9 protein-coding genes and 1 pseudogene are annotated in these 15,019 nt (G+C 62.7%); 4 read left to right on the forward strand and 6 right to left on the reverse strand.

Going from position 1 to position 15,019, the window contains the following annotated elements:
- Positions 1-185: 185 nt before the first annotated feature.
- The 4 genes from ACESL9_RS13520 to ACESL9_RS13535 all read right to left on the reverse strand — a co-directional run bounded on the left by ACESL9_RS13520 (position 186) and on the right by ACESL9_RS13535 (position 5,697).
- On the reverse strand, positions 186-1,451 hold the full coding sequence (locus ACESL9_RS13520; protein ID WP_372674979.1) for a polysaccharide biosynthesis/export family protein: 1,266 nt from the start codon (positions 1,449-1,451) through the stop codon (positions 186-188).
- Between the two features lie 279 nt (positions 1,452-1,730).
- Complete coding sequence (locus tag ACESL9_RS13525; protein WP_372615139.1) at positions 1,731-3,791, reverse strand: acyltransferase family protein; 2,061 nt, start codon at positions 3,789-3,791, stop codon at positions 1,731-1,733.
- Between the two features lie 110 nt (positions 3,792-3,901).
- Entirely contained in the window at positions 3,902-4,924 is a 1,023-nt protein-coding gene (locus tag ACESL9_RS13530) for a YbhN family protein (protein ID WP_372674980.1), read from the reverse strand.
- Entirely contained in the window at positions 4,921-5,697 is a 777-nt protein-coding gene (locus tag ACESL9_RS13535) for an acyltransferase (RefSeq protein ID WP_372615137.1), read from the reverse strand. The genes ACESL9_RS13530 and ACESL9_RS13535 overlap by 4 nt, the downstream gene beginning before the upstream one ends.
- 169 nt (positions 5,698-5,866) lie before the next feature.
- On the opposite strand from ACESL9_RS13535, the gene ACESL9_RS13540 reads away from it, so the two are divergent.
- From ACESL9_RS13540 to ACESL9_RS13550, 3 genes are all read left to right on the forward strand, one after another.
- Positions 5,867-6,547: a class I SAM-dependent methyltransferase gene (locus ACESL9_RS13540; protein ID WP_372615136.1), complete on the forward strand. Its 681-nt coding sequence runs from the start codon at positions 5,867-5,869 to the stop codon at positions 6,545-6,547.
- Positions 6,544-7,629, forward strand: a complete 1,086-nt coding sequence (locus ACESL9_RS13545) for an NAD-dependent epimerase/dehydratase family protein (RefSeq protein WP_372615135.1) — start codon at positions 6,544-6,546, stop codon at positions 7,627-7,629. Before ACESL9_RS13540 ends, ACESL9_RS13545 begins: the two co-directional genes overlap by 4 nt.
- A gap of 149 nt (positions 7,630-7,778) precedes the next feature.
- Positions 7,779-8,945 (forward strand): NAD-dependent epimerase/dehydratase family protein, encoded by a 1,167-nt coding sequence (locus ACESL9_RS13550; RefSeq protein ID WP_372615134.1) that lies wholly within the window; start codon positions 7,779-7,781, stop codon positions 8,943-8,945.
- 40 nt (positions 8,946-8,985) lie between these two features.
- On the opposite strand, the gene ACESL9_RS13555 is transcribed toward ACESL9_RS13550, so the two are convergent.
- Positions 8,986-10,185, reverse strand: coding sequence for a glycosyltransferase (locus ACESL9_RS13555; RefSeq protein WP_372615133.1), 1,200 nt, complete (start codon positions 10,183-10,185; stop codon positions 8,986-8,988).
- A gap of 576 nt (positions 10,186-10,761) precedes the next feature.
- Between ACESL9_RS13555 and ACESL9_RS13560 the strand changes: the two genes are divergently transcribed.
- Entirely contained in the window at positions 10,762-14,373 is a 3,612-nt protein-coding gene (locus ACESL9_RS13560) for a G8 domain-containing protein (RefSeq protein WP_372674981.1), read from the forward strand.
- Here ACESL9_RS13560 and ACESL9_RS13565 read toward each other — a convergent pair.
- Positions 14,367-15,019, reverse strand: a pseudogene (locus ACESL9_RS13565) (hypothetical protein); the annotation flags it as partial. The gene ACESL9_RS13560 and the pseudogene ACESL9_RS13565 sit on opposite strands and share 7 nt — an antisense overlap.

Raw genomic sequence — 15,019 nt, forward strand, 5'->3', positions numbered from 1 at the left:
ACCATGCCTGTCACCTCCGATCTGGCTACCCAACTTGATTGAGTCACCCAAATCACCGCAGTGCAACAGTTTTCCAGCGTGGGTTAAATCGCCATGGCGCTTCGCACAGGGAACTCCGGCACCACCGCAGCTCCGGCCGCCGCAGCCGGTAAACCCACCGTGTCTTCCCGCGCGCGAAGCCGATGTCAGCCACCCGGCAGGATGATCACCTCGACTTCGATCACGTCGGCAGGGCCAAGACGGGTATCGGGGGTCACATCCCGGGTTTGGTGACCATCCGGACCCGAGCGGGTTATGCGATACGAGGTTCGGATATCCAGCGCCTCGTCCGAGGCGACGAGCAGCGCCTCGGCCCCCAGAAGCAGCCGGCGGTTCATGTCGCGCCGGGCCGTGAGCTGTTCGATCGCCGTTTCAGAACGTTGCAGTTCACGCAGGATGTCCAACCGCCTGTCGGCCTCGAGACCGATCCTTTCGCGTTCAAGTTCGGCGATGGCCTGACGGGCCCGAAAGACCGCCGTTTCGGTATCGAGCTGGCGGTTTTCAAGGTTTATGAGCTGACCTTGCTGTGCCACCAGGCTCGGGGACCGGACAAGACCGCGTTCGAAAAGCGCCTCCATATTGCCAACCGACTCGCTCAGGAGTTCGACCTGACGGGTCAGTCCCGCAAGCTTTTCCTGCAATGTCGAAACTTCCGTTTCCAGCAGGGCGCGGCTGTCATCAAGCGCGTCAAGCGCGCGGGTCCGGGCCTCGCGCCGGCTCTGGAACAGGGCGCGTTCGTGTTCGATGACCGCCTTCAGGGTGTCCGGCCCGTCCGGATGCGTCACGCTCTCAGGGATCGTGAAATCGTTCGCGCCATCCATCTCGGCGCGCAGGCGCGCGGCCCGGACCTCCTGTCGCGCGATATCGATCGCGATTTCCTGCAGGACACCCGACGCCCGGACCGTCGCCGCCTCTCGCCCGGGGCTGTCATCAAGTACGGTCTCCAGCCCTCCGGCCAATGCCAGCGCCTGCTGTACCGTCAGTCCGGGCGAGAAGTCGTAGGCGCCAGGGGTCGCGACCGATCCCAGAACGTAGACCGGCCGATGCCCCACGATCGAGAGCGACGCGCTCGGCGGTTCGACCAGTCCCAGCTGGCCTTGAAGGTCCAGCGTCACGGCGTCGGCGATCTCCGCAAGGCTCTTGCCCTCGACCTCGACGGCCCCGATCAGGGGAAACATGATGGTGCCGTCGGACTCCACCGCATAGGTTCCGTTCACGGCGTCAAATTCGACGAAACCGAGTTCAATCGTGTCCCATTGCACGAAGCGAAACGCGATCCGGTCCCCGGTATTGAGCCGGTAGGCGTCCTGCGCGGCACCGGAACCGGCACAGGTTCCGGCGATCAGGATGGCGATCAGGACGCGAAAGAAACCGCTTGCGCAGACATGACAGGTACGGGCCAGATCAGGCATTCTTCAACTCCGGCATATATCCTCGTGACCTCTGTCGTAGCTTCGGTGGCGCTCTTGTGCCGCTGGAAAGCTCTGCGCACCAGACCCGCCGCGCTTTCACGCGTCGTCGGGGTCCGGTTTATTCGGCTTGGGCCGCAGAAGCCAAGGACGTTTTTTCGATCCGGGCCGAGGAAGCCCGTTTCCGGCGCCCTCCGCCGCGGCCCTGCAACACCGCGCCGGAGGGCGGAATCTTTCGAGACCACGTTGGCGTGATGGTGCCATGATGGTGCCGGGCCAAGCCTACCGGTTCCGTTGCCCGGTGACCGGCCGGGTAGCCGGCAGGGTGGCCTCCGGGCGGGCCAGATCCTCTACCGCCTTGCCGATGGGAGGTGCCAGAAATGCCGCCCCGGCGTAAGAGAGATGATCCTCGTCACGGTAAAGAACCGTGTCCCCGACTGCGTTGACGCATCTGTCGGGCACTATGGTGCCGCAGAGAATCCGGCCCGGATCCACCTTGCGCAGGTTTGGATGGTCCAGATCGTCAAACAGATCGACGATCTCCGCGTTGCGGTCGCGATAGGCGGCGATGCCCGTCGAGATCTCGAGCCGGCCCGCCTGGCCACCGATCGTCTCGTGCACCGCGTAGCGGACCACGTCCCAGCCCGCCTCGGGGATCGGGTAGACCAGCACCACGTTCACCTCCTCCAGAAGCGCCAGGAGGCTGCTGCGATACGCGGCGAGCACGCGCGCGCGCCGCGCCGGATCGGTTCGACCCGCGGGCGTGTCCCGCTCGGTCACGAGGTCGATCCAGACCGGATCGCCCGGCTCTTGTCCGCCGTCGCCATTGTCGAAGCGGTTGCCATAAAGATAGAGAGGAAAGCGCGAGGTCAGGACAACCGTTCCGATGTCGTTGTCCCGGATGAATGACAAGGTCTCCCGATTGTGGCGGGCGCATTGATGACTGGCGTCGACATCCACACGGTAAAAGCCCGGCAGCCCGATGCACCCGGTATAGGACACCGCATAAGAGGTCAGCCCGCGCGCCCGCAGGTCGGCCTGCACCACCTCCGAGATGGCAAGCGAATGGCTGTCGCCGATCAGCGCGACATCGATGTCGGAATGCTCCGAGCGCGTGATGCAGGCCTCGATCGGATGCGGCTTCGGAGCGTCTTCCACGTGACAGGCCGCGCGCTTGCGCCACCATTCATCGGGGATGGCCAGGACGGCGTCCAGCCCCGGATCGAACCGTTGCGGGAACCCGTCGCGCAGATGTCCGATGCCGCCGGCGAACATCAGGGCGATCCCGGCAATGCCGGCCATCGCAAAGATATTGCGCCGCTTCGACAAGAAAGGCGCGCCGCGTTTGCGGAACGGCTGTTCGACGAACCGCCAGGTTAGAAAGGCAAGCCCCAGAGACACCGCCGACAGAAGCAGCATCATATAAGATGAAGGGGCATAGGGCGACGCGAGCCGGGCAAAGGCGAATAGCGGCTGATGCCAGAGATAGGCACTGTAACTGATCAGTCCGATGCCGACGAAAGGCGCCGTGGACAACAGCGTTGCCGGCAGGGTCCCGCGCCGGGCAAACAGGATGACAAGGCAACTCCCCCCCACGGGAAGCAGCGCGTAGAAGGACGGGAAAGGCGTTGCCTCGTCGAACAGGACGATCGCGGCACAGATCATCGCAAGTCCGAGCCCCCCGAGCAGCGCGTGTCCGGGGATCTCGCGATGCCGCATCGCGATCGCGCACAGCGACCCGGCGAGCAGTTCCCATATCCGGAACGGGATCAGGTAGAAGTTCGCCGTTCTGGCGAACCGCCAGGCCCATTCGGTCGACAGCAGGCTGGCCAGTGTCAGCACCACAAGCACGATCACGGTCGTCCGCCGTCCGAACCGCCAGAGAAAGGCCAGCAGCACCGGAAAGAAGACGTAATACTGTTCTTCGACCGCGAGACTCCAGGTGTGCAGCAGCGGCTTGAGTTCCGCGGCTCCCGCGAAATACCCGCTTTCGAGCCAGAAAAGCACATTCGACACGAAAAGCGCGACCGCCGCGACGCTTTGAGAGAAATCCCTGTACTGATCGGGCAGCATCAGCACCCAGGCCGCCGGAAAGCAAAGCGCGACGACAAGGCACAAGGCGGGAAGGATCCGGCGGATCCGGCGTTCGTAGAAATCAAGAAGCGAGAACCGTCCCCGCTCGAGATCCTGGAGAAGCAGCGTGGTGATCAGGTAGCCGCTTATGACAAAAAACACGTCAACGCCGACGAACCCGCCCGAAAACACGGAAAACCCGGCATGAAACAGGATGACGGGCACCACGGCGACCGTACGGAGCCCGTCTATCTCCGCCCGGTACTTCATCCGTCCGCCCGTTTCAGATCAGACCGCTCCCGTGGCGACCATGCCGCGGGCAGACATGCCGATCCAGAGGCCGATCCGGGGGCCGACACGAGGGCAAGGCTCCGGGTCATTCAGTCCGACCGCTGAAAGACGAACAGGACCCCGCCGACCAGCGCCGTGATCCAGCTGACCGCCCGCAGGGTCAGGGCCACGGCCAGGCCTTCGGCCGCCGTCGCACCGGCGCCGAGCAGCAGGACCGAAAAGCACCATTCCCACCAGCCGACATTGTTGGGCGAGACCGGGATCATCGCGAGGATGAGGATTGCCGGCGTGACGACGAGGACATCCAGCAAGTCCGGCTCGAAGCCGATACTCAGGCTGCCGTAATAGACATTCATCCCGGCGAGAAACTGGAACAGGCAGGAATAGACGAGCGCCCAGAACAGCACGCGCCGCCGGCCCCGGTAAAGCCCGATCTCCTCGACCAGCCGCAGAAGCTTGGACGACAGCTTGCCACGGCGTTTGATCAGGGCCCCCTGCATCCATGCGCCTACCCTTTCGGACACGAACAAAAGCGTCGCGACCAGACAGAAGACCACAGCCCCCGCGATGGTGACGATCACGATCGGCGAACGGAATGCCGCAGGATTGAGCGCGGCGAAAAACACGGCCAGCATGGTCAGGGCGATGAGCCCGGTCGCGCGCTCCATCGTGACCGAAGCGGCCGAGGCCGCCTGCGATTTGATCCGGCGCCCGAGCAGGTAGGATCGGGTCACGTCCCCGCCCATCATGCTGGGCAGGAAATTGTTGAAGAACCGGCCGATCAGGTACAGCCCGAACAAGGCTGCGAAGGACACATCGACCCCGCGATCCTTCAGGAAAAGGCGCCATTTCAAGCTGCTGATCGCGTTCAGCAAGACCTGGAGCGCGAGCAGCGCCAGAAGGTATTCCACCTGGAAACCGGCCAGGATCCCGATCAGCTTGCGGCCGTTATCCTGCCACAGCAGGAGCGCGGCGATCAGTGCGACGCCGATAGCGGCCTTGGCAATCGACCGCAGGGGAAAGCGGCGACCACGCGGCGGGGCGGAAGAAAACGGGACGGAGGACGATGACCGGGTCTCCGTCATGCGTGCCGATGGCGGGCCTGATGTCATGGATCCGTCCCGGGCTGGTCGTCTGCGCCGCGCGTGCGGATCACCCTGGCCGGCATCCCGACGCTGACGCTCCGCTCCGGGAGCGGCCGCGTGACCACCGCGCCCGTGCCGACGATGGCACCCCGACCGATCGACACGCCCCCCACCGCCGAGGCGCGCGCCCCGAGCCAGACCCCGTCGCCGATACGGGTGCCGCCGGTCTTCTGCGTGCCCTGTTTCGAAATCGGGACATCCAGACGGTCGGTGTTGTAGTTGCCGCTACCGGTGACGAAACAGTGGCTGCCGCCGATCACGTCGTCGCCTATCGTGACCGCGTTGTCATGCGCAGACTGGATCACGCTGTAGGGACCGAAGCCGCAGCGATCCCCGATGGTGATACTGCCGTTCTTGCACGACAGCACCACCCCGTGCGACAGCATCACCGCCGCGCCGATCTCCAGCACGGTCTCCCGCGTCGGGTTCCGCGCATCCAGCACGCAGCCATCGCCGATCACGGTGTGATCCCCGATCCGGATCCGGCCGGGATGCATCAGGGTGACGTTGCGGCCGAAATAGACCTTCCTGCCGCAGGCCCCCAGCAGACGTGGCCAGAAGGTCTTGCGCATGAGCAGACCGAGAGCTCCGGGAAGGCCGGACATCCATGAACAGAATTCGAAATAGAGAAGCCCGCGCCACGACCTGCGCCCGACCACCACATCCTGGTAGCGTTCAAGCGCGGTCCCGTCGCCCGTCACGGCGGCATGTGTCTTGGGTAATGGTTCTGTGGTGCTCACGAGCGATCCCCGGCGCGGTTTCTACTGATGCTCACGACCCTATCCCAAGCCGTGCACCCCGTCCAAAAAAGAACCCCCGAGCGAGGCAGAAAGGTTTCAACTTCGACGGTTTTGCGGTATTCAAACGGTCAATTCATTTCTATTTTCGAAACGAAGTATGAGTATCTGCGTGTCTGCATCTGAAAATGTGAAACGTGGCGTGCGGGAAGAATTCGACGCCAAGGCCGCGCATTATGAAACGAATCGGCTGGCCGGATGGTACAAGGCGCATAATAATATCATCGCTGCCCATCTGAACCCCCAAAAGGACGACACGCTGCTCGATATCGGCTGTGCCACCGGATACCTGATCCGCCGGACACTCGGCATGTATCCCGGCATGTCCGCCATCGGTGTCGATCTGTCGCCGGGCATGGTCGCCGCCGCCCGGCGCAGCGCCCAGGACATGTCGGACCGGGTGCGGTTTTTCTGCGACGACTGGGACGCGCCCGGATCCGCGTTGCGCGACGCGCTGCAGAAGCGTGACGTCGATCTGGCGGTCTGTGCCAGCGGGTTTCACTATTTCGGGGATCCGGTCGGGGCCCTGCGGCGGATCCGGCAAAGTCTGGCCCCCGGCGGGGCGCTGCTGCTTCTGGAACGCCGCCGCGAACGATCGTTGCCGACCATCGCATGGGATCTGGCGCATCGGCATCTCATCCGCGACCATGTCCGGTTCTACACGTCGGCCGAGCTGTGCGACATGATCGGCAGGGCGGGCTTCAGCCAGCACGAGGTCGTCCGGACCGTCCGGAAAATCTTCTGGAAGAACAAGGTTTCAAGCAATCTCATTCTCATAAAGGCAGTCCGATGACGACAGATCACGTCCCCGATACAGGCGGTTCCGCCGAGACGACCGCATCGCTGGATCTGCCCGGAAAATATGCGTCGCTGACCGGGCAGCGTCTGCTCGTCACCGGGGCGGCCGGGTTCATCGGCGGGGCGCTCCTGCGGCAGCTCGCGGCGTATCAGCTCGATGTTGTCGGCACGGTCTGGCGCGAGGAAGAGGCGGATGCGCTGCGCCGCGAGGGGTTTCGCTGCGAGGTGCTCGATCTGCTTTCGGACGACCCGTTCGACGCATATGTGCAGGATATCGACATCGTGTTTCATGTCGCGGCCATGTTCCAGGAAACCGAATATGACGAAGCGACCTACATGAAGGCCAACCGGGACGGGGCACTGAAGCTCTGCAAGGCCGCGGCAGAGGCCGGTGTCGCGCGGTTCGTGCATTGCTCGACCGTTGGCGTGCACGGCGATGTCAAGGAACTGCCCTGCAAGGAGACGACCGCCTTCAACCCGATGGATCAGTACCACCGCACCAAGCTCGCCGGTGAAATCGCGATCTTCGACTTTGCCCGGACCCTGCCCGAGGACGGCATGATCGTGACGGCGAACCGACCCGCGATGGTCTATGGTCCGGGTGACATGAGGATGCTCAAGCTCTTTCAGCGGATCCTGAGCGGCAAGTTCATGATGATCGGAAACGGCAAGGTCATGGCGCATCTCGGGCATATCGACGATCAGGTCGACAGCTTCCTCGACTGTGCCGTGGCCCCGCGCGCGAATGTGCATCTCGAAGCGTTCAACATCGCCTCGGACGAGCCGATCCACCTTGGAACGCTGGTCGACCTGATCGCGGACCAGGGCGGTGTGGCCCGGCCCAGGGGGCGGGTGCCCGTGGCGCCGGTCTGGCTTGCCGGTCTGATCTGCGAGATCCTGTGGCTTCCGTTCAAGGCCCGCCCGCCGATTTTCCGGCGCAGGGTCGGGTTCTTCACCCATAACCGCGCCTTCGATCTGACAAAGGCCCGCGAAAGGCTCGATTACGCCTCGAAGGTCGACAATCCTTCGGGGATCGCGCAAACCATCGCCTGGTACCGCGACAAGGGATTGGTCTGACGCGGCGATGTCGAGCGCGGGCGGCCCCGGGACGGGGCGGATGATCCCGGATAAGCATGAATTTCCTTGAAAAACCATGCAAGGTGTAGGCCTAATGGCTTGTTGCAACCTGCGGCGGATCAACGCCCATTTCGATAGCAGTACGAAGCATGAAAAAACATTCGGTTCTCATCCTTGGCGGCGACGGCTTTTGCGGCTGGCCCACGGCGCTTCGCTTCTCTTCACTGGGCGCGGCGGTGACGGTGCTCGACAATGGCGCACGACGCTCCATCGACGCCGCCCTCGGCACGCAATCCCTCGTCCCGATCCGCAATCTGCACGACCGTGTCGAGGAATGGGCGGATGTGAGCGGCCGGCGCATCCTCCATCGGCACGTCGATCTTGCCGAGGATTATCCGGCCTTGGCCGAGCTTCTGCGGAGCACGCATTTCGACACCGTCCTTCACTTCGCCGAGCAGCGCTCGGCGCCCTATTCGATGCTCTCGACCGGCGGCGCGCGCTACTCGGTGGACAACAACATACGCGCGACGCACAATCTTCTTGCGGCGCTCGTGGAAACCGGCAGCGATGCGCATCTGATCCACATGGGATCGATCGGCGTCTATGGCTATGCCACGACAGATCTGCTTCTGCCGGAGGGGTATCTCAAGATACGTGCGCAAGGGGCCGATCAAAGGGAAATCGAGAAAGAGATCCTCTACCCGGGCCAGCCTGAATCGATCTATCACATGACCAAGATGCTGGATCAGCATCTCTTCGCGTTCTACGCGCACCATTACGGGATGCGGATCACCGATCTGCACCAGGGTGTCGTGTGGGGAACGCAGACCACGGAAACGCGCCGCGCTCCGGGGCTGACGAACAGGTTCGACCATGATCCGGTTTTCGGCACGGTCGTGAACCGTTTCATGTTGCAGGCCATCGAAGGCAAGCCGTTATCGGTCTACGGCAGCGGCAAGCAGACCCGCGCCTTCATTCATATCGAGGACATGCTGACCTGTCTGACGCTGGCGGCGGAAACTGCGCCCGCACGCCGCGAAAAGGTGAGGATCCTCAACCAGTTCTCCGAGATCTGTTCCATCGCGAACCTTGCGGCGCTGGTATCGCGCGTCACGGGTGCCCCGATCAGCCACGTCGACAATCCCAGGCAGGAGCCGGCAGAGAACGAGCTGGACGTGGATCGCACGACGTATCGCACGCTCGGGGTCAAGCCGCGCAGGTTTACCGATCTCCTCGGGGCGGAGCTCGCCGACCTGCCGGGCCTGCTCGGCAGATCGGATCCGCCTTGTGCTCCCGATCTCGAAAGATCGGCGTGAGGCGCGGCCGCAAGGCGTGCCCCGAAGCCGTCCCCGGCAGTCAGAGCTCGCGGATGGTCTGCAAAAGTGCCACGGTCTCGCGCCCGTCCTCCAGAAACAGGTCCCGCCTCCGTTGCATGATCCGTGTCCTTTCCGCGCGATAGTCTTCCGGTGTGACCGTCTGCAGGAAATCGATGATCGACTGCGCATGCGGCGCGCCGAACGCATGGCCTGCTCCCGCCGCCGCGAGCCAGCGATCCATCTCCGAGCCCGCGACCACCAGCGGCACGGCTCCGTAGAAACCGCCCTGATACATCCGGCATGCCAGCAAAAGAGGCGAATTTCCGTGCTCGTCCAGAAAATCCAGACACCAGGAGAAATGCACGCGACCGTACATTTCTTCCAGATCGTCGGGAATGGTGTATTCGCCATCATAGCGCCAGTTCGGATGACGCTCCACAATCCGCAGAAAGGCATCCAGTCCGGTTTCCGTAGGAAAGCCCCGCGTGTGGATCTCGACTTTCGGCCCGAGCGCGGTCGCGATGTCTTCCAGGATGCGCAGGCTTTTCGGACAGCGCAGGGTCCCGAACCAGCCAATCACCCAGCGGTCGGACACCCCCTTCCACACATCGCCCTTCGGCGTTGGCGCATCCGATAGATCGCCCAGTTGCAGCTTGTTTTCCAGCACGAAACAGGGACCGGCATAACGCTGCGCAGGCTCGAAATAGCCGTGAAAAAACCCCGGAGACAGCACCACCAAAAGGTCGATACGGTTCAGCACCCATCTTTCCAGCCAGCGAAAGAGTGCCCCTGTCACGGTTTTCTTGAAGAACACCTCCTGCACATCCTCGACCTCGTAGACGATCTTGGCTCGACTGCGCGTGAAGGTCCGCGTGAGAATGCCCAGCACGACGAGGTCCAGATTGCGGGCATAGATGAAGTCCGCGGCGCGCAGACGCGGCGCATGACGCAGCATCTTCCACAACGCCCGCGCGAGGGCGGGCAACCGGTAGAGATAGTTCCGGTCGACCGTCGTTCCCAACGGGATGTTCTCCCATTCGGGCTGGAAGGCCGTGTTGAACTTGTATCGGCGAAAGGTGAACGCCGTCAGGTCGACCTCTGCCCGCAGGAACGACCGGATGCGCAGGATGAGGGTGGGGTTGGTGGCATCGGCGCCGATATAGACCCCGCGCAGCGGAGTCCGCGTGTCCCGGGACCCCGGGTTCGCAAAAACCGGGGCACTGCCATCGTCCAACGTCATCTGCGCCAGAGCCCGTGCTTGCGATGCGTCCCGCTGCAGGGCATGCGCGGTTGATCTTCTCCGCGACAACCATTCGCGCCGCGCGACAGGAAAACCCCGCATGCCCGGTGATCATTCAGGCCGGGCCAAACGACACGACTGCCGGTCATGGCGGAAAGATGCTTGCGCCCATCATTTCTAGGCATGTTCTTGCCGTTCTGACGGACGCATTGTGAATCCCGAAACACAGGGTTGCATCATCGTGATGACTGAGGCAGGTTTTTGACATCTGACGACAACTGAGGAGTGCATGTGTTAGGTTCAGGTCTCTTGAAACCGAGACCAAGTCGGTTCGATCACATCATGAGTGACGTGACGAATACCGTGCGACACACTCACGTTGTACGCCCTTGGGCTGCGTTTACAAAACGTTAATCCAAGACGGTTCATAAGTATCAATTAATGGTCTCCGTTGCGATGAATCCGATCCAGATCATCGTTCCAGTTCTTGTTTGACTACAGGCCGTCTTCCAAGGCCGTCCACCATGAAAGAGGTAACTGAGCATGGACACTCTCGACCCATCCCATATGCAGCATATGGAACAAGCTAATGCCCTGCTTTACTCCAGCGATGCCACTCACATCGCTGTCAAGAATGGCGCTTGGAGCGATCCCGATACATGGGCCAACGGAAACGTGCCTAATAATGATTCAACCATACACATCCCTGGTGAAATTTCAATCCTTTATGACATGCGGTCCTCCCCAGAGCTGGAAACCGTGCGCGTCGATGGCGACCTGACCTTCACGCGCGCGCACAGCACCGAGATGCGGGTCGAAACCATCGTCACGACCATGGGCTCGCGTTTCGACGCGGGATCCACGGCCGACCCGATCCCGGCCGATATCGATCTCGACATCATCTTTCGCGACACGCCCATCGACAGTTCCGACGACCCCGACATGCTGGGTCACGGTCTCGTCGCCTTCGGCCAGGTCGACATCCAGGGCGCCGCAAAGGAAGGCCATCTCGTCCTCAAGGACGATGTGCCCGCCGGCGCGACCTCCATGGCCGTCGATGGCGACCTGACGAACTGGCAGCCCGGCGACACGATTCTCGTCGTCGGCACGACATATCTGGGCGAGAACGACTACGGCGTCCTGATGACCGAGGACGAGACGCGGACGATCACCAAGGTCGAGGGTGACACCATCCATTTCGACGAGGCGCTCGATTACGCGCATGAACGACCGACCAGCATCGAGGCCGACATCTATGTCGGCAACCTGTCGCGCAACGTGACGTTCAGTTCGGAAAATCCCGAAGGCACGCGCGGCCATGTGATGATGCACAACGACATGCCCGATCCCGAGAGCGGCTTGGTCAACAGCGTGCGCTACGCCGCGTTCGAGGATCTCGGCCGCACCGACAAGTCGGTCGACATAAGCCCGACCAACCCGGAAGGCCGCTATCCGGTCCATCTTCACCAGATCGGTATGGACGAGGATGCGCCGACCAGCATGGTCATCGGCAATGCCGTCTCGGGCAGCCCGGGCTGGGGCATCGTGCAGCACGACAGCCATGCGATGGTGAACGACAATATCGTCTACGACATCACGGGCGGCGGGATCGTTTCGGAAAAGGGTAACGAGACCGGCGCGTGGATGAACAACCTCGTCAGCAGCGTGACCGGCTACGACAACGAGGACAAGCACGGCAACGGCGACCAGGGGGCGGCCTACGCGAACCAGTCGCGGATCATCGTCCAGACCGACAATATCGCGGCGAACTCCAAGCTCGGCTGGAATTTCTCGGGCCGTGAAGACTTCCCCGAAGACGATGATTCGGGCAAGAGGGCACCGCAAGACGGCATCCACCGCAAGATGTTCGAGCGCGACCAGATCAAATTCGATCCCGATCCCTTCGATGTCGCGATCGATCACGAAGAGGGGGTGATTGCCGACTTCACCGGCAACAGCGTGATGACCACCACCGAAGCGTTCCGCGTCTTCCATCGTCAGTTTGCCGATCACAGCGATGCGCTCAGCGTCATCAGGGATTTCGACATCTGGGGCGGCAAGCACGGCGTCAATCTTCTGAACTACGCCTTCAACTACGAGTTCATCGACTCGGACTGGAGCGGCAGCGGCATCGCAGCCACCATGTGGGGCAAGACATCCTCGGCCGTCCTGAGCGATCTCGACGTGTCGGATTTCGGAACTTTGTGGCAGTCGCACGGCATCAGCCACGAAGCCGTGCTTCACGATGTCCGGACGACGAATGTCGACGAGATGTTCGACATCAAGTATGACAGCGACAAGGGCGACACGGCGTACTGGACCGACTATTTCGCGCAGTTCGGCATCGATTACCAGAATCCGCTGCCGCAAATCCTCTCGAAAGGCGATGCCGATCCGAATGCCGGCCTGACCTTCGAAATGGATGAGGATTCCGATGTCACGATCTCACCAGGCGACAGGGAGGTCGAGATCACGGGAACCATCATCGACGGTCTGGGATCGCGTGTCTTCTTCGAAAGGATCCACAGCAGTATCGATAGCCAGAAATTTTCGTATAACGGGGCAAGCCTGAATCTCGTGAATTTCGACACCCAATGGCATCAGAACTTCTCGACGGACGAATTTCTCGCCGAACATGGAACCTGGCAGAAAGACAATGGTGACTGGGTCACTCCGGTCGTGTTCTGGCTGACCGAGCGGCTCAGCGGAGAGCAGCATCCGGTGGTCATAGACATCAACCTGGAAAGCTTCGAGGACAGCAAACTGTCGCAATTCGCGCTCGACGCCTATCCCTCGCCGAAGGTCGAGAATCCAGAATTCGATTACGGCTTCGACATTGGCTCCGGTGAGCCTGCCCCGGATCCCGTGGCCCCCGATGACGAGCCTGCGCCCGACCCTGTCGAGCCGGATGACGAGGCCGGTGAAGATCCTGACGACGAGGCCGTGTCCGATGACGATCCCGAGCCAGATCCCGTCGTGCCCGATGACGAGGCCGAGGATGAGGCTGATGATGACGAACCCGCACCGGAACCGGCCCCCAACGACGACGCGGAGACGCCCGTCACCGGTAACGGCAATTTCTGGGACGGCGCCGAGACCGTGATCCTTGGCACCGACGGTGACGATACGCTGTTCGGCTCGTCCGGGGACGATATCCTCGTCGGCGGCCTTGGCGAGGACAAGTTGACCGGCGGCGGGGGGGCCGATGTCTTCGTGCTCACCACCAATGATGCCATCACGGGCGATGACAGCGACGTGAAGGACTTTGATCTTTCGGAAGGCGATTCCCTGGCCATTGTCGATGTTCCACAGTCGCTGATCGACACGGACACGAACAGCTGGATGCGCTTCGTCAAGTCCGGCACCCTGGGCTTGCTGGAGGTCGATCTCGACGGGACCGGATTTGAAGAGTTTGCCAAATTCCGGTACGGGCGCGAGCTGACGGTCGATGACCTGATCGATGCCGGCAGCCTGACGATCCACGCCACGGGCGAGACGGCAGATGGCGGCGACGACCCCATCACCGAGCCGGAGCCCACCCCGGATCCCGTCGCCCCCGATGACGAGCCTGCGCCCGATCCCGTCGAGGACGACGAGGCCGTGCTCGACGATGAGCCTGATCCTGTCGAGGACGACGAAGCCGTGTCCGATGACGAGGCCGATCCCGTCGTGCCCGAGGACGAACCGGCGCCCGACGACAGTCTCGATGATACGTCAGAGCCCGATCCGCTTGCCGCATTCGAGCCGACCCATACAGGCGGCCCGGGCAACGACTACCTGAAGGGCACAGACGATGACGATCGTCTCGATGGTGGAGCCGGAACCGACAGGATCTGGGGCAATGACGGCGACGATATCCTTCTCGGCGGCCCGGGAGATGACAAACTCTGGGGCGGGGCCGGCGCGGATACGTTTGTCTTCAACCCGGCATCCCTTGGAGATGGTAGCGATGACATCAAGGACTTCGATGCGGATGAGGGGGACGTCATCGCGTTGCTCGACATCGTCCCGGAAGATGCCAGCGATCTGTCCCAATGGGTGCGGTTCGTGGATGCGGGTACGCTCAGCCATCTCCAGATCGATTCCACCGGAACCGGAACCGGGTTCGAGGACGCCGCGATCATCCGGGGCGGCCGCGGTCTCAATCTTGATGAGATGATCGCGATGGATGCGATCGATTTCTACTGACGCATCCCTTCCCGCCATACCGGGGAGTGCCAGGATGTCAGGAACGCCGCGGCAGGAATGTCGCGGCGTTCGCGGATCCCGGGGCCCTCGCCCCCCGGCACGCGTCCCGCCGAGAGCAGGCCAGAGACAAGATGCAAGGTCCGGCCGGCATCGGCCGGCCGGTGTGCCTTGATCGCGGCCCTGGCGCGCCAGACAAGACCGCGGGCCAGTGCACGGGCGATCGAGGCCCCCGCCCCGTTCGCCCGTCCCATTGCGACCAGTTCCTCCCGGATACGCGGCATCAACGCCTCTTCGATGCCATGTTTGCCGGCCATCGCCCGGCGACAGATCGCAACTTCCAACGGGCCCAGTGGCGTGTCGGGCGCGGCCCGGCCCGCGGCGCGGAAATCCTCCAGCGCGGCGGGCCAGTCGGTGCGCCGCGCATGCACGCAGGCGCGTTGCAGGAACGCGGCCCGGGACACGAAAACCGGATCCTGCGAGAGGAACATCGCCTCGTAGAAGCCCATGGGAATGTGGTCGCGAAAATCGGCGAATATGGCGCGGTCGGCGCCTTTCCAGACCTCGTCGGACCGCCCCGCCGCGTGCCGCGCCGCGGCAGGGCCGCGATCGCCATCATGCTTTCTTTGAAGAAACAGGGGCGTATCGG

Origin of the sequence: Aquicoccus sp., from assembly GCF_041686535.1 — a bacterium.
Lineage (GTDB): Bacteria > Pseudomonadota > Alphaproteobacteria > Rhodobacterales > Rhodobacteraceae > Aquicoccus.

What these genes read in the sequence shown, in the direction of transcription:
- ACESL9_RS13520 (WP_372674979.1), bottom strand. Translation starts at nt 1,451, where the DNA reads ATGCCTGATCTGGCCCGTACCTGTCATGTCTGCGCAAGCGGTTTCTTT.
- ACESL9_RS13525 (WP_372615139.1), bottom strand. Translation starts at nt 3,791, where the DNA reads ATGAAGTACCGGGCGGAGATAGACGGGCTCCGTACGGTCGCCGTGGTG.
- ACESL9_RS13530 (WP_372674980.1), bottom strand. Translation starts at nt 4,924, where the DNA reads ATGACATCAGGCCCGCCATCGGCACGCATGACGGAGACCCGGTCATCG.
- ACESL9_RS13545 (WP_372615135.1), top strand. Translation starts at nt 6,544, where the DNA reads ATGACGACAGATCACGTCCCCGATACAGGCGGTTCCGCCGAGACGACC.
- ACESL9_RS13550 (WP_372615134.1), top strand. Translation starts at nt 7,779, where the DNA reads ATGAAAAAACATTCGGTTCTCATCCTTGGCGGCGACGGCTTTTGCGGC.
- ACESL9_RS13555 (WP_372615133.1), bottom strand. Translation starts at nt 10,185, where the DNA reads ATGACGTTGGACGATGGCAGTGCCCCGGTTTTTGCGAACCCGGGGTCC.
- ACESL9_RS13560 (WP_372674981.1), top strand. Translation starts at nt 10,762, where the DNA reads ATGGAACAAGCTAATGCCCTGCTTTACTCCAGCGATGCCACTCACATC.